Source organism: Paraprevotella xylaniphila YIT 11841 (genome assembly GCF_000205165.1).
Classification (GTDB): Bacteria; Bacteroidota; Bacteroidia; order Bacteroidales; family Bacteroidaceae; genus Paraprevotella; species Paraprevotella xylaniphila.
The window spans coordinates 102,324-124,683 of sequence record NZ_GL883870.1 but is presented as its reverse complement, the minus strand read 5'-3'; the positions used below and the strand labels follow the sequence as shown (position 1 = coordinate 124,683).

Here is a 22,360-nt window from a genome sequence, read left to right as displayed (position 1 = left end):
ATTTATTGAGTGAATGATGCTGTTTATTTCCCGAAGTATACTCTTACCTTTCCATAGAAAGCCCGTCCGGCCTTTTGCAGGCTGTAATTGTCGTAAAGCTTTTCGTCCGTCAGGTTACGGCATTCGAGTGAAAAGTTGTAACGTCCCTTGGCCACACTGTAATTCAGCGTGAGGTTGTGGGAGAACTGTTCGGGGACGCGTGCTTTGGTGTCCGGGTCGCCGAAGTCTTCCCAGTACAAGGGGAACTCGTGTTGGTAATAGCTGTCGTAGGTGAGCGAGAGCATGTTGCCTTTGCCGAACAAGTCATGCCAGTAGAACGACGCGTCGAAATTGGCGTAGCGGTAGGGTTGGTTGGGGATGCGCTGTCCGTAGGTCAGCGAAGCCTGCCCCGTGCCTTCGGCCAACCGTTTCTCACGGTCGATGGCGTCCATGCTGTTGAACGTCCCGCCCAAGCTGAACCAGTCCGCATAGCTGTAACGCAAGGAGACATTGTACCCTTTGGTCTTGACCCGTCCGTGGTTCTCGTTGAATCCGAAGTCCATGCCGCCCACGTTGTCCAATCCGCGACGGATGTAATCCTTCGTGTCGCGGTAGATGAGGCTTCCCTCCATGTACAGTCCGTGTTTGCCGAATCGCGGAGTGTAGCCGAGGTTGAAGTTGACATTGTCGCTTTTTTCGGGACGCAGGTTCGCCCGCCCGGCTTCCAGGTCTTCGTCGCCGAAAAGTTCGTCGGTCGAGGGCAGGCGGTAAGCTTTCTCGTATGACAACTTGGCCTGCAGGTTTTTCAGGATGAAGTAAGTCCCTGCGGCCCCGTAGCCGAAAGCACTCGTCTTTTGCGACATCTGTATGTAGTTGCCGATACCGTCGTCGCTTTGGGATACGGGGCCTTCGTTGTATTGGTTGTAATACTTGCCGAACACCGTGGCGTTCCATTTCTCTGTAGGCATGAAGCGGTAAGACAGTCCCGTGACGTTCTTGCGGGAACGCTTGGGGATGGTGAAGTCCGAAAGGCGCGAACTTCCTGAAACGTACGAACGGGTGGTGCGTTCAAAAGTGCTCAGCACATGGTTGAACGTGACCAAATGGGCGTGGCCGATGCGGTAGTTGGCCGTGAGCGTACCGTTCCAGTTCTTGTTCTTGGCCTCGTTGTTCTGGTTGGATTGCTCCCCCGGCACGCCGGTATATTTCCGTTGTCCCAACCAGTTGTATTTGTAAGATGCCGTATCTATGTTGTGGGTGATGTTGTGGTTGTAGTTGACATTGGCCATGACATCGAGTCCCTCGACCCACAAGTTGCGTTTGCGGTATTCCAAAGAGGGGATGAACGAGAAGCCATGACGGTGTTTTTCTCCGAACACGACTTTCTGCAATACTCCGTTTTGTATTTCCTTATAAAAGTGGGTGTAGCTGAAGCCCAGCATCAGGCGGTCGGCCCATTTCTTGTCGGTCACCCCGATTTTGCCGCTCACGGCTTCGTTGTGGAAACGGTCGTTGAAACGTTTTATATGGTAAATCTTCGTCTTGTCGGTGTTCTCCGAAATGCCGTCGTCGCTGAATTCCGTAACGTAGTAATCAATGTAATAGTTGTTGTCCGAGAAATTCTGGAAAGCGTTGATTTCATACAGCAGGCCGTTCTTGAACGACTGGCCGAAGTTGACGAAAGATTTGTGGGTGTTGAACGAGCCGTAAGAATAAGAGGCATCGGCAAACCAACCGAGTTTCCTTTGGTTGGTGACGATATTGATGACCCCGCCCAAGGCATCGGTACCGAAACCGACGGGAACCACTCCGCGGTAGACCTCGATGCGTTCGGCGAAGTTCACCGGCAGGTTGTTCAGATTGAGGGCCGTTCCGGCTCCTTCCTGCGGTACGCCGTCGATAAAGACCTTGACGTGTTTGCCCGTAAAACCGTCGAGCATGAGTTGCATGTCCGAACCCATTCCGCCCGTCTCGCGCAGCTTGACGCCCGGAACGGTGGTCAGCACCTCGGCCAGGTTCTTGTTCAGTCCGGCCATGCTTTTCAAGTCTACGGCCACTGCGTTGAATGCCGATTTGTTGATGCGGCCCACGTGGCTGGCTTCCACTTTCACTTCGGCCAGTTCCATATCTTTTTGGTGCATTTTGATATTCAACTTCTGGCGTTCGCCGGCCTGGAGAGTGACGGTACGTTCCACCGTGGCGTATCCCATAGCCTTAAACACCAATGTGTGTTTTCCCGCGTCGACTTTCAAATGATAGATTCCTTTTTCATTGGGACGTGTTCCGATAGAAGTTCCTTTGACTTGTACGGTGGCAAAGTCCATGATTTCGTTAGAAGTGGAGATGACCTTGCCTGAGACCATGGCCTGTTTTTGGGCTTGTCCTGAAAGGTGGCCTATTCCCGTAATAAATACCAATGTAAGGCTTAACAATCTGATTACCGTTTTCAATGTTTGATGAGTTTAGGAGGTTTGTTTTGCGAATGCAAAGATACGACTTGGAAAGCGTGTCTTGCAATCGTGGAAAGTCGGTAATTTGCCGGATTGGAAAATACTTGTTTTTGGGTATTGTGGTGTTGCTTGATTGTTTTACAAGGTTATGTCAGCAGAGGAATGGACACATGGATACTTGAAAGTAAGTATATTGTGAAAAACGAACAAAAAGAGCGGGAATGTGTGGCCTCACATTCCCGCTCTTTGTTTATGCTTAGTTTCTGAACACCAATCCGTTTCCGTCCGCATCCACGATGATGGGTCTCGTCCGGTCGATGTGCTGTGCCAACATGGTCTTCGACAAGTCGTTCAGCAGGTAACGCTGGATGGCCCGTTTGACCGGACGGGCACCGAACTCGGGATCGTAACCCGCATCGGCCAGGAAGTCCAGGGCGGCATCGGTCAGTTGCAAGGCTACGCCGTTGCCCTCCAACATCTTGGTGATGCCGTTGATTTGCAGGCGCACCACCTGTTTGATTTGTTCCTGTGTGAGCGGCAAGAACATGATGGTCTCGTCGATACGGTTCAGGAACTCCGGACGGATGGTCTTCTTCAGCATGCCGAGCACCTCTTTTTTCGTCTCCTCTATGAGGGCTTCGCGGGCTTGTGCGCCGGTCTCCGGTGCCAGTTTCTCGAACTGGCTCTGGATGTAACCGCTTCCCAGGTTGCTCGTCATGATGATGATGGTGTTCTTGAAATTCACCACGCGTCCCTTATTGTCGGTCAGACGGCCGTCGTCGAGCACTTGCAAGAGGATGTTGAATACGTCCGGGTGTGCCTTTTCTATCTCGTCGAACAAAACCACCGAATAAGGTTTGCGGCGTACGGCTTCCGTGAGTTGTCCGCCCTCGTCGTACCCTACGTATCCCGGAGGCGCACCGATCAACCGGCTCACGCTGAATTTCTCTTGGTATTCCGACATGTCGATACGCGTCATCAGCGTCTCGTCGTCGAAGAGGTATTCGGCCAAAGCCTTGGCCAGTTCGGTCTTGCCTACACCGGTCGTTCCCAAGAAGATGAACGAGCCGATGGGGCGTTTCGGGTCTTGCAGTCCCGCACGGCTGCGCCGCACGGCATCGCTCACGGCCTGTATGGCCTCGTCCTGCCCGATGACCCGTTTGTGGAGTTCCTCTTCCAGATGGAGCAACTTCTCGCGTTCGCTTTGCAGCATCTTGCTCACGGGAATGCCCGTCCAACGGCTTACCACGTCGGCGATGTCTTCCGAGGTCACTTCCTCTTTAATCATCGCGTCTCCGCCCTGCGTGTCCTTTAACTGGTCTTGTATCCGGTTGATTTCGTCCTCCAGTGCCTTGAGCTTGCCGTAGCGGATTTCGGCCACCTTGCCATAGTCGCCTTCGCGTTCGGCCCGTTCGGCTTCGAACTTCAACTGCTCAATCTGCTGTTTGTTCTGTTGGATTTTGTTCACCAGTCCGCGTTCAGCTTCCCATTTGGCCTTGTAGCTGCTTTCCTGTTCTTTCAGTTCGGCAATCTCCTTGCTCAGTTGTTCCAGCTTGGGCTGGTCGTTTTCCCGTTTGATGGCCTCGCGTTCGATTTCCAACTGTTTCAACCTGCGTTCGATTTCGTCCAGTTCTTCCGGTACGGAGTCACGTTCCATACGAAGTTTGGCTGCCGCCTCGTCCATCAGGTCGATGGCCTTGTCCGGGAGGAAACGGTCGGTGATATAGCGGTTGGAAAGTTCCACGGCGGCGATGATGGCATCGTCTTGGATACGCACCTTGTGGTGGTTCTCATACCTTTCCTTCAGCCCCCTCAGGATGGAAATGGTGCTGAGCGTGTCCGGCTCGTTGACCATGACCGTCTGGAAACGGCGTTCCAGTGCCTTGTCCTTCTCGAAGTACTTCTGGTATTCGTCCAACGTGGTGGCACCGATGCTCCGCAACTCGCCCCGTGCCAAGGCAGGCTTCAGGATGTTGGCGGCATCCATGGCACCCTCGCCCTTTCCTGCGCCCACCAACGTGTGGATTTCGTCGATGAAGAGGATGATGCGCCCTTCGCTTTTCGTCACTTCGTTGATGACGGATTTCAGACGTTCCTCAAACTCTCCTTTGTATTTGGCACCGGCGATCAGCGCACCCATGTCGAGGGAGTAGAGTTGTTTGTCTTTCAGGTTCTCCGGCACGTCGCCCCGCAGGATACGATGGGCCAGTCCTTCCACGATGGCCGTCTTGCCCGTACCCGGTTCGCCGATTAATATCGGGTTGTTCTTCGTACGTCGGCTCAGGATTTGCAGCACGCGCCGTATCTCTTCGTCCCGTCCGATGACCGGGTCGAGCTTTCCGCTCCGCGCTTCTTCGATGAGATTCTTGGCATACTTGTTGAGCGCCTGATAAGTGTCTTCACTGTTTTGAGAAGTCACTTTTTCCCCTTTTCGCAGTTCGTTGACGGCAGATGCCAGTTCCTTTTCGGTGATGCCTGCGTCCTTCAGTATTCTGGAGGCCGTGCTTTTCACGTTCAGCAAAGCCAGAAGCATCGGTTCGAGCGAGACGAACTCGTCTCCGCCCTTGGAAGCGTAATCCTGTGCCCGTGTCAGCACTTCATTGCTTTCACGGCTCAGGTAAGGTTCGCCCCCCTGGACCTTTGGCAGCGAAGCAATCTGGCTTTCCAGTACCTGTTCGATTTGCCGGCTGTTGACTCCTAATTTCTGAAAGAGGAAATTCGTGACATTTTCTCCCACTTTGAGGATGCCGGCCAACAAGTGTTCCGGTTCGATGGCTTGCTGTCCCCTTGCCTGTACAAGGTTGACGGCTTCCTGAATGGCCTCTTGAGCCTTAATGGTAAATTTGTCAAAAGTCATGGTTGTTTCCTTTCTATATTTAATTGTTTATTTTTCTGTTTCCCAACGTGGCGTTGTCGAGCCACACTTATCTCGTATCAAAATGTTTGCCATAAGGCGTAGACTGACAAAATGTCATGAAAGATGAAAATATGGCAGGCGGAACGCTTCGCGGGCTGACGGAATCGGCAGATGTGGTTTCATAAAAGAGATAAGCCTCTTTGTCAAAAAGTCAAATCGGCCTTCATGAGAATCCGTTATTTGCGTCCTTGTCAGGGTGGCTTCGGAAATACGCGATTCTCGCAAGGGTGGCGGAGAAGCTGTTTGTCAGCTACAGGGGGCTTACCGGTAACATCCGGAAAGCCGGGTGGCAAGGTTCTGCGCAGGAGAGTGGAGGAGGTGGTAGCACAAACCGGACGGACGTGGCATTTTGATATCCGTTTTTTACAGGTGGAAATGTTTCAAATAGAATGAAATCGAGCCGGAAAAAGCTTTTCCCACGTCGTTTTCAGGTGCTTTCCGCTTCCATGTACGGACATTTCCCGTACGACATGCGGAGAAAAAAAATGTTTTTTCAGCCGAATGGAAAATCAATCTCTTGAGATTGAAACGCGTTTAGGCTTAAAAAGATAAAAAAACGAACTTCAAGTGTGAAAAAATGTGTCTGGAAACGTCCCGAAAACGTCTGGAACCATGATTTATAAAGGTTTTATCGCTGTACCGTATTGTCTTTTTGCTGTCATTTTGAAAGCAAAAAGGCAGAGTGGGTCACAAGAAAACTTCGTTTTCGTTTGCCTCTGCACCTGCCTTTGTTTATCTTTGTTTCACGAAGATAGGATGCGGCTCGGCAGTCTTTCGTTCAAAAGCAAGCTTTTGGCTTGGAACTGCGCTCGCCTTTCGCTATCTTTGTAAACGGAAAACAGTACTACATAAAATGGAAAAAACGAAATGGAGTGAGAATGTCATTCTGGTGGATGCGGATTACGTGGATGCCGTGGCGTTCAATTTAATCGTGAATTTCGAGCGGATGCTGAACCGTCCGATTCCTAAAGCCGACTTGGCGCAATGGTTGGTTTGCGCGGCTTTGGACGGGGGAGTCGGCGAGGGGAAGAACGACATACAGGTCGTGTTTATCCACGGCAAGGGGCGGAAAGCCTTGGACAACTTCACGCCCTCGGACTTCGAGGCCGAGCTTGACGGCAAGGCGTTCTGCGACGGGCATTTGGGGGAGTTCAAATTGAGTTCCGTACAGGTGGAGAACTTGGTGGACGGAGATGCCCTCTATTTGCAGTCGCTCGAGGCGTTGGTCGACGAGAAAGGTATCAAACGACTGGTCATCGTGCCGGACGTGGAGAAATACGGTCTTCGAGTACGCGAGATTTTGGGCCGGGCCGAGGGCAAGGACGTCACGTTGTTGGCCATGGAGCCTCAGGCCGGGAGAGGGTTCCGGCAGGAGATCCTCGGTTATTCGTTGATGAATGCGTTGGGCATCAGAGGGGACGAAATTTGCGATTAAGCGAGAACAGACCGAACTTGTTCGAGTCTGCCGAGCGTGGGCAAATTATCTAATTCAAATAAAAATCAAAAAAACAGGCTTTTTCTTTGCTTCTTGGAAAAAGTCATTAACTTTGCATCCTATACATATTTAATTATAATACCGAATTCAAAAAATGGGAAAAGTTTTAATTATCGGTGCCGGCGGTGTGGCCACGGTAGCAGCGCACAAAGTGGCCCAGCATCCGGAAGTGTTTGACGAAATCATGATTGCCAGCCGTACGAAGGCCAAATGCGACGCCATCGTGAAGGCCATCGGGAACCCGTCTATCCAAACGGCAAAGGTGGATGCCGACAACGTGGAAGAGTTGGTGGAACTGCTGAACGGTTACAAGCCGGACATGGTGATGAACCTGGCCTTGCCTTATCAGGACTTGACCATTATGGAAGCTTGCCTGCAAACCGGGTGCAATTATCTGGATACGGCAAATTACGAGCCGAAGGACGTGGCTCATTTTGAATACAGTTGGCAGTGGGCCTACAAGAAACGTTTCGAGGAGGCCGGACTGACCGCCATCTTAGGGTGCGGTTTCGACCCGGGCGTTTCCGGTGTGTATACGGCATACGCGGCCAAACATTATTTCGATGAAATCCATTACCTGGACATCGTGGACTGCAATGCCGGAAACCATCATAAGGCTTTTGCCACAAACTTCAATCCGGAAATCAACATCCGCGAAATCACGCAGAACGGACGTTATTACGAGAACGGGCAGTGGGTGGAGACGAAGCCTATGGAAATCCATAAGGACCTGACGTATCCGAACATCGGTCCGCGTGACTCTTATCTGTTGTTCCACGAAGAGCTCGAATCGTTGGTGAAGAACTTCCCGACCATCAAGCGGGCCCGTTTCTGGATGACTTTCGGACAGGAATACCTTACGCACCTGCGCGTGATTCAGAATATCGGTATGGCACGCATAGACGAGGTGGATTACAATGGGGTGAAAATCGTTCCGTTGCAGTTCCTCAAGGCCGTGTTGCCCAACCCGCAGGATTTGGGTGAAAACTATGAAGGCGAGACCAGTATCGGTTGCCGTATCCGTGGGGTGAAGGACGGAAAAGAACTGACTTATTACGTGTACAATAATTGCAGCCATCATGCCGCTTATCTGGAGACCGGCATGCAGGGGGTTAGCTATACGACGGGCGTGCCGGCCATGATCGGGGCCATGATGTTCCTGAAAGGCATCTGGAAGAAGCCCGGTGTGTGGAATGTGGAAGAGTTCGACCCGGATCCGTTCATGGAGGAGTTGAACAAGGACGGGCTTCCGTGGCACGAAGTGTTCAACGGCGACCTTGAACTTTAATCCTGCATTTCCCGGAAGGCATCCCTTGCCGGGGTGCTGTGGGGAGGTGGAACATAGATGATTTGATTATAAAAAAGAATATGGCAAAGAAAGAAGAAGAAGCAGTTTTGTTTGCGGGGCCGAATACGGAAAAGCTGAAGGCCTTGCAGGCTGCAATGGACAAGATAGAGAAGAACTTCGGAAAGGGTTCTATCATGAAACTGGGCGATGACCACGTGGAACAAGTGGATGTGATTCCTACGGGATCCATCGCTTTGAATGCCGCTTTGGGCGTGGGGGGATACCCTCGCGGACGTATCATAGAGATTTACGGTCCGGAAAGTTCCGGTAAAACGACCTTGGCCATCCATGCCATCGCCGAGGCGCAGAAAGCCGGCGGGATAGCCGCGTTTATCGATGCGGAACACGCCTTCGACCGCTTTTATGCCGCCAAGTTGGGCGTGGACGTGGACAATTTGTGGATTTCACAGCCGGACAACGGGGAGCAGGCATTGGAAATAGCCGACCAGTTGATCCGTTCGTCGGCCATTGACATTATCGTGATAGACTCCGTGGCAGCCTTGACGCCGAAGGCCGAAATCGAGGGTGACATGGGGGACAACAAGGTCGGCCTGCAGGCCCGCTTGATGAGCCAGGCCTTGCGCAAACTGACCTCCACGATCAACAAGACGAACACCACTTGTATTTTCATCAACCAGTTGCGTGAGAAAATCGGCGTGATGTTCGGTAATCCGGAGACGACGACCGGCGGTAACGCTTTGAAGTTTTATGCCAGCGTACGCTTGGACATCCGCCGTGTGACGAGCATCAAGGACGGCGACGAGGTGATTGGAAACCAAGTGCGCGTGAAAGTGGTGAAAAACAAGGTGGCACCTCCTTTCCGTAAGGCTGAATTTGAAATCACTTTCGGAGAAGGCATTTCCAAAATCGGCGAAATCGTGGACTTGGGTACGGAACTGGGCATTCTGAAGAAGAGCGGTTCGTGGTACAGTTACAACGACACGAAGATAGGGCAGGGACGGGATGCCGTGAAAAAGATGTTGAAAGATAACCCCGAACTCTGTGACGAAGTGGAAGGACTGATTGCGGCAGCCTTGCAGGATGCCAATTCCAATCCGTGACAATATCCCTTTTTATGAACGAAAAGAATGGCCGTAGGGCTGTTCTTTTCCGTTTATTTGTAAGACAACCCTAACCAAATTTTTAATAACATGAGAGTATTACGAACTTTATTTTTATTGATGAGTGTGGCTTCGTGTCCTGTTGTCATGTCGGGAAAAGCCGCAAAAACAGCTAAATTCCATGTGGATGAGGTGAGTATGATGATTGGTACGGACGGTAGCCATGAGACGGAATACGGGGGGACGACTCCGGCCGTGGGCACGCCGTTTGCCATGACCCAATGGTGTGCGGCGACCCGTATTAACGGCATATCCCGTACGATGTATCGCCATTGCGATTCGGTCTTAATCGGTTTTATGGGCACGCACCAACCGGCCATCTGGATGGGGGATTACGGGTTCATGACCCTGATGCCCCAAAGTGGGGAACTGAAGATTAAGGCGAAGGACAGGCAAGTACGTCTGGACCGTGGGAAAGAAGTGGCTAAGCCTTATTATTACAAGGTGTCATACGCTTCGGGAAAACATGGCGGTTCGGAGATTACCACGGAAATGACGGCGACTTCACGTGCGTCTTTCTTCCATGTCACATACCCAAAGGATGAAAAAGCCTTGCTTTATTTGGAGGCCGGAAGGGAAAACGAAGGAGGCTTCATACGCATCTATCCCGACAAGCGTGAGGTGCATATATATAATAAGGAAAGGCATGATGCCCATTTGGGGCCGGCCTTGCCGGGGTTCAAGGGATATTATGTGTTGAAGTTCTCCCAAGATTTTGCCGATTACGGTACATGGCGCGACGGGGCGGTCAGCGGAAAGTCTGTACAGGCGGAAGGTGGTTCTGTAGGCGGATATGTCGAGTTTCCTGCGGGGACGACGTGGGTTGATGTGCGTATCGGCAGTTCTTTTATCGACTTCGAGCAAGCTGCGGTGAACCTGTCGAAAGAGATTCCGGCCAGGTCTTCGTTTGCATCCGTGACGAAAAAAGTGAAAAAGGAATGGGAGGAAAAGCTTTCCAAGATAGACTTGGAGGGGGCGAGCGAAGAAGACCGTACGATATTCTATACGGCATTTTTCCGTACCTTGCAGTATCCTCGGGAGTTTTCGGAATATGGCCGTTATTACAGTCCGTTTGACGATAAGGTGCATCAGGGCGTTTCCTATAATGCTTATTCTTTGTGGGATACTTTCAGGGCTGAACATCCTTGGCTGCAAATCATGGCGCCCGAACGGGTGGACGACATGGTTACGGCATTGGTACAAATGTATGAAGAGGGCGGTTGGATACCCAAATGGCCGAATCCTACCTATACGAATATCATGATCGGCACGCATGCGGACGCTGTGATAGCGGACGCTTACGTCAATGGCTTCCGCGATTATGACGTGGAGAAGGCGTATGAAGCGATTCGTAAGGATGCCTACGTGCCTCCTACGGGTGACGATAAGTCGCGTTGGGGGGACCGCGAATGGTGGAACGGGGGATATGAAGCACGGGGCGGATTGACCAATTATCTGAAAAACGGGTATGTGGCCGATGACAAGACCAATGAATCCGTGGCCCGTACGTTGGAGTTCGCTTTAAGCGACTATTGCATTGCCCAAATGGCAAAGGCTTTGGGAAAAACGGCTGATTATGAAGATTTAATGAGAAGGGCAAAGAATTACCGCTATTTGTATAATCCGAAAACGAAACTTTTCCAAGCGCGTAATGCCGATGGCAGTTGGGCCGGGGAGCATTCAGGGTTTACCGAAGGGGCCAACTGGACTTATCAATTTTGTGTCATGCAGGATGTGCAGGGGCTGATAGATTTGATGGGGGGGGACGAGTCTTTTGCCGCAGCGCTCGATAACGTGTTCGACAACGGGCATTACCGGCATGACAATGAGCCTGGCCACCATTATGTGTATCTATATAACTATTGCGGTCGTTTCGACAAGGCGCAAGAACGTATTCCGGAAATCTTGGACACTCATTACAGGAACGGGGCGGACGGGTTGTCGGGAAATGACGACTGCGGACAGATGTCCGCTTGGTATCTGTTCAGTTCGTTGGGCTTTTATCCGGTGACTCCGGCATCGGGAGAATATGCGTTGGGGATTCCGAGGTTCCCGTCGGCCCGTGTGGAACTGCCGCAAGGCAAGGTGTTGACAGTTCGTGCCGAAGGGCTGAAAGAACATAAGCATCTGCCGGTTATTCTTTTTAACGGAAAGAAACTGGATGCGCCTTTTATTGACATCCGTGACTTGATGAAAGGCGGAGTTTTGGAGTTTAAAGCCGAGTGAAAAAGCCGTGAAGGACTGAAGGGCGGGTTTCAGAAATTGAATCCCGCCCTTATGTATCCGGAAGCTTTGGCGCGGTCGCTGTAGCATATAGTAAAACCGACAGGGCCGATGAAAGTGCGTAGGTCATACTTTACGGCTCCACCGAAGATGTGATATCCCGACAGGTCGTTGTCGTTGAAGCTGTTTTTGAAAAAATGCATCCAGTCATCCGATGTGGCGGCGATGTTGAATATACCACTGACGTAATGCTTCCCTCCGATGCGTTGACGGGCTTCTATTCCCGCCACGACCAAAGAACGATGGGGCATCTCGAAATGGTTGATGCCGTAAAATGGTATTTGTTGACTGAAGTATTTGCCTCTTTCTTGTCCACCGAGCGTGTTCATTTCGGCAACGGTGTTTTCTGTCGTCAGATAGCGCCCTTCTATCCGGGGCATTAAAGTGAAGCGTGAGTTGAAAGAGAATGCGGCGTTCCAATGTATTCCCGCTGTGTGGAAGGCTTTGTTCCCGTTTAATGGTATGGCATAGTAATATGCCATTTCCAATTCGGAACCTTTTGTCGGGAAATAATTGTCGTCCAATGTATTGACGGCATATTGCGTGCCGAACTTCAGGTAGCTTTCTTTGGTGATATCTGTCGGCGAGTTGTCCTCGAAGCGATAGAGGAAGGAGCCGTAGTTGTAGAGTTGGTAAATTCCTCCCAATTTGAGACGTACGTTTTTCCAACTTTTGGTGAATCCGACTTCTCCGAAATGATGATTGAAGCTGATGCCGTATGTCCGTTCTCCTTTCTCATAGATGTTAAAATCGTTATAGGTATAACGGTAGCCTGTGGTAAGGTTCCATTCCCTGCCTAAGTCGAGATTGTAATGTGCGTCGCCATAAGTTTGCTTTCCTAAACGTAAAGTCAGGTTGACGTGGTGGTTCCTTTTTTTCCCGAGCTGCATTTGCCCGTTGAACAGCAAGGCGGCCAGTTCTTCGTTGTCGAACCTAAGTCCAAGGTTGATGGAATTTCTGGGTGCGTCGCCTATCAGGATTTTTAAGCTCCCTGCATAGCGCGCTTCGATATTTCCCGGGCGGTGCATGTAGAAGAAAGGAGGTGTGGGACGGCTCACGATGGAGTCGTCGGGAGAGAAGCGGCTGCCTATAGCCTGTAAGGTGTCTATTTGTGAACGGGCTGCTTGTGCTCCACGTCCCATCAGGGAGTCTATGGCGGTTGTGTTGAAACTGGTTGTGTTGTATCCTTTTACATTGACCTTGATATAGACGTCTGAAAGAGCTATGTTTTGTTCCCAACGGTCTTTCCTTTGCAAGTCGATGAGTTGGTTGAGTTGTGCGAAGATATTGTTTTGAAGTTCTTCTGCATTTTTCATCGGATCCTGTACATCCACTCCTATGACTATGTCTGCTCCCATTTGTCGTGCCACATCTACCGGATAATTGTTGATGATGCCACCGTCAATGAGAAGTTTGCCGTTCATGGATATCGGGGCAAAAGCACCGGGAATGGACATGCTGGCACGTATGGCGATGGGCAGTACGCCGTTTCGGAATACGATCTCTTCGCCCGTCACCAAATCTTGGGAAATACAAGCAAACGGGATAGGCATTTTTTGAAAATCAATGGAGTCGTGGTAGCCTTCGGTGAGTTGCCATAACATACGCCCGATGTTTCTTCCTTTGATGACCCCTCCGCTGATTAAGTCTTGCGGTTTTTCAAAGAAGGGGACGGAGAGGATGTATTGTGAATTTTGTTCCCGGGCCTGTAGGTTAAGTGCATTGCGATAAGCTTTGTCGCTAAGCAATGTGTTCCAGTCTTGTGCCATGAATATGCTGTCGAGCTGTTCGGTCGTATATCCTATGGCATATAACCCGCCGATGATACTGCCCATGCTCGTACCTACAATCATGTCGATGGGGACTCCTGCTTCTTCAATTACTTTCAGTGCCCCGATGTGTGCCGTACCTTTTGCACCACCTCCGCTTAGTACTACGGCTACCCGTGGGCGTGCCATAGAAATATGGAATACCAATAAGGTGCAAAGAAATAATAGAAGTCGTGCTATTTTCGTCATACATTTTAAATTTTTTCAGCCATTTTGGCAGTTTTCAGGTCTGACTGTCGCAGATGGGCTTGTCCGAGAACAAAGATAGCGGAAAAACTCTCTCTTGATTCCGATAAATCTTTTTTTATAGTTTTTTCTGCTTCATGAGATAGTTTGGCACGCGGTTTGTTTTTATAACAGTGCGTTGCTTTTGTAAGAGGCGGACGCAAGAAATACATTCAATTTAGATTAATAATAAAAAAGTAGATATATTATGGGAAAGATTATTGGAATTGACTTGGGAACTACAAACTCTTGTGTTTCCGTATTTGAAGGTAACGAACCGGTAGTAATCGCTAACAACGAAGGCAAGCGTACGACTCCTTCTATCGTGGCGTTTAAAAACGGCGAACGCTTGGTGGGTGATCCGGCCAAACGTCAGGCGATTACGAATCCGAAGAATACCATTTTCTCTATCAAACGTTTCATGGGTGAGACCTATGACCAGGTACAGAAAGAAATCTCGCGTGTTCCTTATTCAGTAGTAAGAGGGGATAACAACACGCCTCGTGTGGATATTGAGGGTCGTCTCTATACTCCTCAGGAAATCTCTGCCATGGTTCTCCAGAAGATGAAGAAGACGGCTGAGGATTATCTGGGTCAGGAAGTGACGGAAGCAGTGATTACCGTGCCGGCTTATTTTTCCGATTCTCAGCGTCAGGCGACGAAAGAGGCCGGACAGATTGCCGGTTTGGAAGTGAAACGTATTGTGAATGAACCGACGGCTGCGGCTTTGGCTTACGGTGTGGATAAGTCCAATAAGGACATGAAGATTGCTGTCTTCGATTTGGGGGGCGGTACATTTGATATTTCCATACTGGAGTTTGGTTGCGGTGTATTCGAGGTGCTTTCTACCAATGGTGATACTCACCTCGGAGGTGATGATTTCGACCAAGTGATTATCGACTGGTTGGCTGCTGACTTCAAGGCAGAAGAAGGAGTAGATTTGAAACAAGACCCGATGGCATTGCAACGTTTGAAAGAAGCTGCCGAGAAAGCCAAGATTGAATTGTCTTCGTCTACGACTACGGAAATCAATTTGCCTTATATCACGGCTGTAGGCGGTGTACCCAAGCACTTGGTGAAGACCTTGACGCGTGCTAAGTTCGAGCAGTTGGCTGATAATTTGATTCAGGCTTGTAAGGTGCCGTGCCAGAAGGCAATGCAGGATGCCGGTTTGAGTAATTCAGACATTGACGAAGTAATTCTTGTCGGAGGTTCGAGCCGTATTCCGGCCATCCAGAAGTTAGTAGAAGATTTCTTCGGCAAGGCTCCGTCTAAAGGTGTAAATCCAGATGAGGTCGTAGCGGTAGGTGCTTCTATCCAAGGGGCTATCCTGAATAAGGAAGCCGGAGTGGGCGACATCGTATTGTTGGATGTGACGCCGTTGTCTATGGGTATTGAGACGATGGGTGGCGTAATGACGAAGTTGATTGAAGCCAATACGACAATCCCGTGCAACAAGAGCGAAGTCTTCAGCACGGCTGCCGACAATCAGACGGAAGTGACTATTCATGTATTGCAGGGAGAACGTCCGATGGCCGCTCAGAATAAGTCTATCGGTCAGTTTAATTTGACCGGCATTGCGCCTGCTCGTCGTGGAGTTCCTCAAATAGAGGTGACTTTCGACATCGATGCCAATGGTATTTTGAAAGTGTCTGCCAAGGATAAGGCTACCGGTAAGGAACAGGCTATCCGTATCGAAGCTTCTTCTGGTTTGAGCAAAGACGAAATAGACCGTATGAAAGCTGAGGCTGAAGCTAATGCAGATGCCGACAAGAAAGAGCGTGAAAGAGTAGACAAGATGAATCAGGCTGACTCTATGATTTTCCAGACTGAGAACCAGTTGAAAGAGTTGGGTGATAAGATTCCGGCTGACAAGAAACCTGCTATCGAAGGAGCTTTGCAGAAATTGAAAGATGCCCACAAGGCGGGTGATGTTGCCGCCATCGATGCTGCTATTGCCGAAATGAATGCAGCATGGCAGGCTGCCAGTGCACAGATGTACCAGGGTGGTGCACAGCCTGGAGCCGGTGCACAGCAGAATGCCGGAGGGCAGAGTAATGCCAACGCTGGAAACTCTTCTTCTGATGATACTATTCAAGATGCAGATTTTGAGGAAGTCAAATGATTCCGATAAGGAAACAGATAATAAACAATAAGCAAAAGCGTGCAGCTCAATGAGTTGCACGCTTTTTGCGTTTATGGGGTTCATGGTTGCTATGTGTTTTCTATGGGCTTTTTTATCTCTTATTTGCGACATATTTGCGACACGTCTTATTTGGCGATAAGGTACAACTTAGATTGATATAAACCATTTATAACGAGAAGAATATGCCAAGAGGAAATTACATCATTCAAAGAAGTTGCGAGGAGTGCGGTAAAATCTTTACTCCTCCGACATTAGTGTCGAAGTATTGTTGCCCTGCTTGTTCCAAGAGAGCATATAAGAAAAGACAAATCGCAAAAGAGAAAGAAGCGATACGCCAAGCACTGATTAGACGAATACCATCCTGCAAGGGGTATCTAACCGTAAAAGAGGCTATGTTGATTTACGGCATTAGTAAAGATGTACTTTATCGTATGATACGGCAAGGATTGATACCGTCATACAATTTTGGCCAGCGTCTGATACGCCTTAGTCGGCAGTATATGGATGAACACTTCAAAACAAAGGCAGGGAGTAGAAAGAGAAAAAAGGAAGCATTGTCCTTTGAACCCAAAGATTGTTATACCATCGGAGAGATCGCAAAGAAGTTCCATATCAATGACAGCAGTGTATTTAAGCACATACGCCGTCATTCTATTCCTACACGCCAAATCGGTAACTATGTTTATGTTCCCAAATCTGAAATTGATAAATTATATAAGTCGTTATGAAGAAAGCATTACCTAATACCAAAGTGACCGTCAAGCTCAGAAGGTCGAATTATAAAGAAGAGTGGTATCTGATTATAGAATCATACCCAGTTTATAAGCGAGGTTCTAAACGAGCAAGCCGTGTGGTGGAATCCATTAACCGGACTATATCCACGCCTGTTTGGGACAAATCGTCCATTGCACGTATTTTGCCAGATGGAACATTCAACTATAAGCCTAAGCGTGATTTGAATGGGATTATTCAATGCCGTTCAACGATAGACCAAGAGGCTTGTATCTATGCCGACAATGTGCGGAAGTTACGGCAGCATGAATACGATAGTGCCATCCTATACACTGATAAGGAAAACGAAATCGCTGCACAGAATGAGCGGAGCGAACAGGACTTTATCAAGTATTTCAATGGTATTATAAGCACACGTCATCCCAATAGTTCCGATTCGATTATAGTCAACTGGAGGCGTGTAGGCGAATTATTGAAAATGTATTCACAAGGGCAGCCAATTCCATTCAAGACGATTTCAGTTAAACTGCTTGAAGATATAAAGATGTTCCTTCTGCGTGCTCCAATGGGAGGGAATAAGAAAGGTACTATCTCACAAAACACGGCATCGACTTATTTCTCTATACTCAAAGCCGGACTGAAACAGGCATTCATTGATGAATATCTCACTGTTGATATAAGTGCAAAAGTAAAGGGAATAACAAACATTGAGAAACCCCGTGTTGCACTTACCATGAATGAGGTGCAAATGTTGGTTGATACCCCTTGCAAGGATGATGTTTTGAAACGTGCGTTCTTGTTCTCTATTCTCACAGGATTGCGCCATAGTGATATTCAATCTTTGAAATGGAAACAGATTCAACAAACAAGTAAGGGAACATGGCAAGCGGTCGTTGTACAGCAAAAGACAAAAAGACCGGATTACAAGCCTGTCATCCAACAAGCACTTCAATTATGTGGCATACGTCCAAACGATGATGAAGCACTTGTTTTTGAAGGACTGACCGATGCCTCTTGGATTTCTCGTCCTCTGAAAGTCTGGATAGAAGCATCCGGTATCAAGAAGCACATCACCTTCCATTCAGCAAGACACTCTAAATCTTCTTTCTTGCTGAAAACGTGCAATTTGCAAAGACTTGTTTCCTGATAGGTAACGATTTAGAAACGAGCGAAGTTCTCACTCTTGTTACATTTTGCATTAAATCAAAAGAACGCTGCACTTGGATACAAAGGTAATAAATTTATTGATTTAGGAGCAATATAATCTAAAGTTTCTATTTCAAATTATTTTCTACGAAGATTTTCGCAATACTCAGTTGGAGTAATTCCCACATGTCTCTTGAACATACGGCTCAGATGTTGCGGATATTCAAAGCCAAGTTTGTAGGCGACTTGTGCGATAGTTTCTCCACTTGCCAATTCGTTTTTTGCCTGTTGGATGATGTACTGACGGATATAGTTGCTTGCCGTATCACCAGTCATCTTTCGAATCAAATCCCCAAAATAGTTAGGTGACATACAGAGTTTATCGGCACAGTATTGTACAGTAGGCAACCCGAAAGATAATTGCAGCTCCTGTTCAAAATAAGAGGAAAGCAATATATTGAATTTCATTAGCATATCCGAATTTTCCAACTTTCGGGTGATAAACTGCCTGTTATGGAAGCGCAGGCAGAAATTCAACATCAGTTCGATATAGCCTACGATAATACGGTTTTGGATGTCATCTTGCGGTTTTCCTAGTTCATCCCGTATTTGTTTCATCAGCGAAACGAAAATATCACGTTCCTCATCAGTCATGTGCAAAGCCTCGTTCACACGGTAATCGAAGAAAGAGTAATCCTTGATATTCCTTTCCAACTGTGTGCCATGTAATAGATCTGAGTGGAACAACAATGCCCACCCTGTCAGATTTACCCATTCTCCGTTGTCTTCTTTACCGCCTATCTGACCGGGAGCTACACAAATTACCGTTCCTTTCTTGTAGTCATACTTTCCACATCCGTATGACAAGCCTATATCAGCTTCATCATGAAAGAAAATACCATATACGCTGTAATTATTTAGGCTATGGCGCACAGGCGATACTTCTTCATAATTGACGATACAGACCAATGGATGCTGTTCTGCTTGTCCGAGATAACGGCTGTAATCATTCGGAGTTTTGACTTTCAGTATCTTGCTCATAAAATATATCTTTTTGCTATTCAATGACAAAGGTACTCATTTTAGACCATCAATATAATACAAATACTCGAAAATCAGTAAAATCGGTACAAACTACCATTTTATTGTTACGTCCGTTTTTCCGTGCTCACCTAATTTTGCATTATCAAAAACAAGAATGATGAACAGAAGAATTAACATTTCCGATGAACTATATGAAGATGAGGTCGTATGCTACCTCGCATACCGCTATCATACTACCCCAAAGAAAATAGTGCAATGTTTTCTTGTACAGGATGACTTTATTCCTGCACCTGAAAATGATTCCACAACATTTCGTTTGGAAGACAATGAGATGGAGATTATGCGGGGATTGACTTGTGGGCGTTTTTAATGATAGTTAGAACTGAAAAATTATAAGTCATGGATAGAAGAGATTTTTTGAAAATGTCATCACTGACAGCTCTGGTGGCTGCCAGTGAATGGACGGGATTATCGAAGGTCTTTGCTCAAACCCCGTCACAGACGAAAAATGAACAAATTTCTCGAAACGGAATTTCGGACAATATGGAATACCGGAAACTCGGAAGATTGGATGTATCTGCAATCGGACTCGGTTGTCTGCCGATGGTCGGTTATTACGGTGGTAAGTATGACAAACGGGAAATGATTGCCCTTATCCGTCGGGCGTATGACAAAGGTGTGACCTTTTTCGACACAGCGGAAGTGTACGGACCTTATGTCAGTGAGGAATGGGTAGGCGAAGCCCTTGCCCCGTTTCGTGACAAAGTGAAAATCGGCACGAAGTTCGGTTTCGGAGTGGAAGAAAAACAACCCACGGCATTGAACAGCCGTCCCGACCATATCCGCCGTGCTGTGGAAGGGTCGCTCCGTAGGTTACGGACAGACCATATCGATCTGTTGTATCAGCATCGTGTTGATCCGAATGTGCCGATGGAAGATGTTGCTGGAACGGTCAAGGATTTGGTGCAAGAAGGTAAAGTGTTACACTGGGGCTTATCCGAAGCGAGCGCACGCTCTATCCGTGCCGCCCATAACGTCTGCCCTGTTACAGCCGTTCAAAGTGAATATGCCATCTGGTGGCGCGAACCGGAAATAAAAATTTTCCCTACACTTGAAGAACTCGGCATCGGTTTCGTTCCTTATTGTCCGTTAGGGCGTGCTTTTCTCACGGGCGTAATCAATGAAAACAGCCGTTTCAAGCAAGGAGATCGCCGATGGAATCTGCCGCAATTTACTCCAGAAGCATTGAAACATAATATGCCGCTTGTGGCACTTGTCCGTCAGTGGGCTCAACGCAAGGGGCTGACTCCTGCGCAATTCGCTCTTGTGTGGATGCTCTCGCGCAAGCCGTGGATTGCACCGATACCCGGCACGACCAATCCCACCCATTTGGATGATTTTCTCGGTGCTGGAACAGTCCGCCTGTCGGCTTGGGAAATGGAGGAATTCGACCGTGAATATGCGAAGATAGACCTCATGGGACACCGTGCCGATCCGTTCACCGAAAGTCAGATTGATAAATAATGGCAGGTATGGACTACATTGTGTTGAATAACGGAGTGGAAATGCCGATACAGGGATTCGGGGTTTTTCAAATCCCTGATGCAGCCATATGCGAACATACCGTTGCCGATGCTATCAGTGTCGGTTATCGGCTTATAGACACGGCATCGGTGCACGGAAATGAGCATGCTGTCGGTGCGGCTATCCATAAAAGCAGTATCCCACGAGAAGAATTGTTTGTTACAACGAAGGCATGGATTTCCGAAATGGGATATATCCAAACATTACGGGCTTTTGAAGCATCCCTTGCACGATTGGAATTGGATTATATTGACCTTTATCTGATTCACATGCCTTTCGGCGATTATTATGGAGCATGGAAGGCAATGGAAGAACTTTATGCGACCGGACGAATCCGCGCTATTGGGGTTTGTAATTTCAATTCGAATCGTTTGATGGATTTGTGTCAGAATGTGAAAATTATTCCGGCAGTCAATCAAGTGGAAACGCACCCTTACACCCAACAGACTGAAGCGATGCAAATCATGCAGTCGCTTGGCGTACAAACCGAATCATGGGGGCCGTTGGCAGAAGGTAGTAACGGATTATTTACAAATCCAGTCTTGTCTGCGATTGGACGTAAATATAACAAGTCTGTCGCTCAAGTCGTGTTGCGTTGGCATTTACAGCGTGGAATTGTCGCTATTCCTAAATCGGTACATAAGGAGCGTATGGCGGAAAATTTCGCTATTGGTGATTTTTTGCTGTCAGACGAAGATATGGCAGTTATAGCTTCAATGGATACAGGTCATAGTGTGATTCTCGACCTGCACGATCCGAAAGAGGTGGAACGACTTTATAATATATAAACAATCACTAAAATACAGAGAATTATGCCACATATAGCAGTAACTATGATAGCCGGCAGAGACCGGAAAACAAAACAGATTTTAGCTGAAAAACTATGTAGCACATTGATAGAGACGCTTGGTGTCGAATCGAAATTTGTATCCGTTTCCATCGAGGACATAGAAATGGAGAAATGGGAAAGTGCGATGCAGAGAATACCGGAAAATACTATGATTATCAATCCAAATAAATGAAAATATGAGACGATTATTATTATTTATTCCGTTGATGTTGCTAACTCTTGTGTCTATGGCATCCTGCGGAGAACCCAACAATGAGCCATTTGTTCCCGAGCAACCGGAGAATCCGGGCGAAAATGACAACAATCCTGATACACCGACTTCGGGAGGTAACGGTCGCTATTTGGTGCTTTATGCTTCACGCACGAACAATACGAAACAAGTGGCAGAGCTGATTCAGTCCACGCTTGATTGCGATATATTGGAAGTCGAGCCTCAAACGCCATACGACAATGATTATAATGCCATGTTGGAACGCTCGCAAGAAGAACTGGCAGCCATCCGTCAAGGCAATTTCCCTCCAATCAAGACATCAATGGAGAATTTTGACAACTACGACATCGTATTTGTCGGTTATCCGATTTGGTATGGCAGCATAGCGACACCGATGCAGACATTTCTACACGAACACGCCGAAAAACTTGCCGGAAAGCGGATTGCATTATTCTCCACCAGCGGAAGCAGCGGCATATCTTCTTCAGTAAGTGAGGCTCGTAATCTTTGCCCGGATGCAACGATTATAGAACAGTCATTGCTTTTGACATCTTCAAGTATTTCACAAATGGCAACCCGTGTCCCTGCATGGTTGGACGAAATAGGAGCAAACCGAGAAGAACCTGATACGCCTGAAGTGACTTCTTTGAAGATAAACCTCACAGTCGGCGACCACACGATTTCCGCCACGATGGAAGACAATGACGCCGCACGGGATTTTCTCTCCCGTCTGCCGTTGGAGGTTACACTGAACGATTACAACAACACAACCGAGAAAATTTTCTACCCCGACCCAGAATTAAGAACTGAGGGCGTAACACGGGGGTGTGCCCCTACGCCCGGAGACATCACGATTTATGTTCCGTGGGGCAACGTGGCAATCTTCTGCAAGAACTGGTCGCACAGTAATGACCTTATAAAAATTGGTCATATTGATGGTGATGGTATCGATGCGTTGAATGTAGGTGGTGATATAAAGGTAAAAATAGAAAAGCAATGA

At 48.1% G+C, this 22,360-nt stretch carries 17 protein-coding genes; 13 read left to right on the top strand and 4 right to left on the bottom strand.

Going from position 1 to position 22,360, the window contains the following annotated elements:
* Window positions 1-23: 23 nt before the first annotated feature.
* Together HMPREF9442_RS11655 and clpB are read right to left on the bottom strand one after the other, a co-directional pair.
* Window positions 24-2,342, bottom strand: coding sequence for a TonB-dependent receptor (locus HMPREF9442_RS11655; RefSeq protein WP_040603061.1), 2,319 nt, complete (start codon window positions 2,340-2,342; stop codon window positions 24-26).
* Window positions 2,343-2,685: 343 nt separating this feature from the next.
* A complete protein-coding gene (gene clpB, locus HMPREF9442_RS11650; protein WP_008628763.1) occupies window positions 2,686-5,286 on the bottom strand; it encodes an ATP-dependent chaperone ClpB in 2,601 nt (866 codons plus the stop codon).
* 200 nt (window positions 5,287-5,486) lie between these two features.
* Between clpB and HMPREF9442_RS11645 the strand changes: the two genes are divergently transcribed.
* The 5 genes from HMPREF9442_RS11645 (at window position 5,487) to HMPREF9442_RS11625 (ending at window position 11,536) form a co-directional block, all read left to right on the top strand.
* Window positions 5,487-5,699, top strand: a complete 213-nt coding sequence (locus tag HMPREF9442_RS11645) for a hypothetical protein (protein WP_040603024.1) — start codon at window positions 5,487-5,489, stop codon at window positions 5,697-5,699.
* Window positions 5,700-6,199: 500 nt separating this feature from the next.
* Complete coding sequence (locus tag HMPREF9442_RS11640) at window positions 6,200-6,781, top strand: DUF6621 family protein (RefSeq protein ID WP_008628756.1); 582 nt, start codon at window positions 6,200-6,202, stop codon at window positions 6,779-6,781.
* A gap of 154 nt (window positions 6,782-6,935) precedes the next feature.
* Window positions 6,936-8,129 (top strand): saccharopine dehydrogenase family protein, encoded by a 1,194-nt coding sequence (locus HMPREF9442_RS11635; RefSeq protein WP_008628754.1) that lies wholly within the window; start codon window positions 6,936-6,938, stop codon window positions 8,127-8,129.
* 80 nt (window positions 8,130-8,209) lie between these two features.
* Complete coding sequence (gene recA, locus HMPREF9442_RS11630) at window positions 8,210-9,250, top strand: recombinase RecA (RefSeq protein ID WP_040603023.1); 1,041 nt, start codon at window positions 8,210-8,212, stop codon at window positions 9,248-9,250.
* Between the two features lie 90 nt (window positions 9,251-9,340).
* Entirely contained in the window at window positions 9,341-11,536 is a 2,196-nt protein-coding gene (locus HMPREF9442_RS11625) for a GH92 family glycosyl hydrolase (protein ID WP_087944114.1), read from the top strand.
* A 29-nt stretch (window positions 11,537-11,565) separates the two neighbouring features.
* Here HMPREF9442_RS11625 and HMPREF9442_RS11620 read toward each other — a convergent pair whose 3' ends face one another.
* Entirely contained in the window at window positions 11,566-13,611 is a 2,046-nt protein-coding gene (locus tag HMPREF9442_RS11620) for a patatin-like phospholipase family protein (RefSeq protein WP_253271108.1), read from the bottom strand.
* Window positions 13,612-13,855: 244 nt separating this feature from the next.
* Between HMPREF9442_RS11620 and dnaK the strand changes: the two genes are divergently transcribed.
* The 3 genes from dnaK (at window position 13,856) to HMPREF9442_RS11605 (ending at window position 17,672) form a co-directional block, all read left to right on the top strand.
* Entirely contained in the window at window positions 13,856-15,772 is a 1,917-nt protein-coding gene (dnaK, locus tag HMPREF9442_RS11615) for a molecular chaperone DnaK (protein WP_008628741.1), read from the top strand.
* Between the two features lie 203 nt (window positions 15,773-15,975).
* Window positions 15,976-16,521 (top strand): helix-turn-helix domain-containing protein, encoded by a 546-nt coding sequence (locus tag HMPREF9442_RS11610; RefSeq protein WP_008628739.1) that lies wholly within the window; start codon window positions 15,976-15,978, stop codon window positions 16,519-16,521.
* Complete coding sequence (locus HMPREF9442_RS11605) at window positions 16,518-17,672, top strand: site-specific integrase (protein ID WP_008628737.1); 1,155 nt, start codon at window positions 16,518-16,520, stop codon at window positions 17,670-17,672. Before HMPREF9442_RS11610 ends, HMPREF9442_RS11605 begins: the two co-directional genes overlap by 4 nt.
* A gap of 137 nt (window positions 17,673-17,809) precedes the next feature.
* On the opposite strand, the gene HMPREF9442_RS11600 is transcribed toward HMPREF9442_RS11605, so the two are convergent.
* Window positions 17,810-18,712, bottom strand: a complete 903-nt coding sequence (locus HMPREF9442_RS11600) for a helix-turn-helix domain-containing protein (RefSeq protein WP_008628736.1) — start codon at window positions 18,710-18,712, stop codon at window positions 17,810-17,812.
* Between the two features lie 157 nt (window positions 18,713-18,869).
* On the opposite strand from HMPREF9442_RS11600, the gene HMPREF9442_RS11595 reads away from it, so the two are divergent.
* From HMPREF9442_RS11595 to HMPREF9442_RS11575, 5 genes are read left to right on the top strand one after another with little or no spacing between them, the layout of a single operon-like run.
* Window positions 18,870-19,085, top strand: a complete 216-nt coding sequence (locus HMPREF9442_RS11595) for a hypothetical protein (protein WP_008628735.1) — start codon at window positions 18,870-18,872, stop codon at window positions 19,083-19,085.
* 29 nt (window positions 19,086-19,114) lie between these two features.
* The gene (locus HMPREF9442_RS11590; protein WP_008628734.1) at window positions 19,115-20,239 is read left to right on the top strand and encodes an aldo/keto reductase; all 1,125 of its coding nucleotides are present in this window, start codon (window positions 19,115-19,117) and stop codon (window positions 20,237-20,239) included.
* An 8-nt stretch (window positions 20,240-20,247) separates the two neighbouring features.
* Window positions 20,248-21,087: an aldo/keto reductase gene (locus HMPREF9442_RS11585; RefSeq protein ID WP_040603058.1), complete on the top strand. Its 840-nt coding sequence runs from the start codon at window positions 20,248-20,250 to the stop codon at window positions 21,085-21,087.
* A 24-nt stretch (window positions 21,088-21,111) separates the two neighbouring features.
* Window positions 21,112-21,321 carry a tautomerase family protein gene (locus HMPREF9442_RS11580; protein ID WP_008628732.1) on the top strand — a complete coding sequence of 70 codons (210 nt, stop codon included), beginning with the start codon at window positions 21,112-21,114 and terminating at the stop codon, window positions 21,319-21,321.
* A 4-nt stretch (window positions 21,322-21,325) separates the two neighbouring features.
* The gene (locus HMPREF9442_RS11575; RefSeq protein WP_040603022.1) at window positions 21,326-22,360 is read left to right on the top strand and encodes a cyclophilin-like fold protein; all 1,035 of its coding nucleotides are present in this window, start codon (window positions 21,326-21,328) and stop codon (window positions 22,358-22,360) included.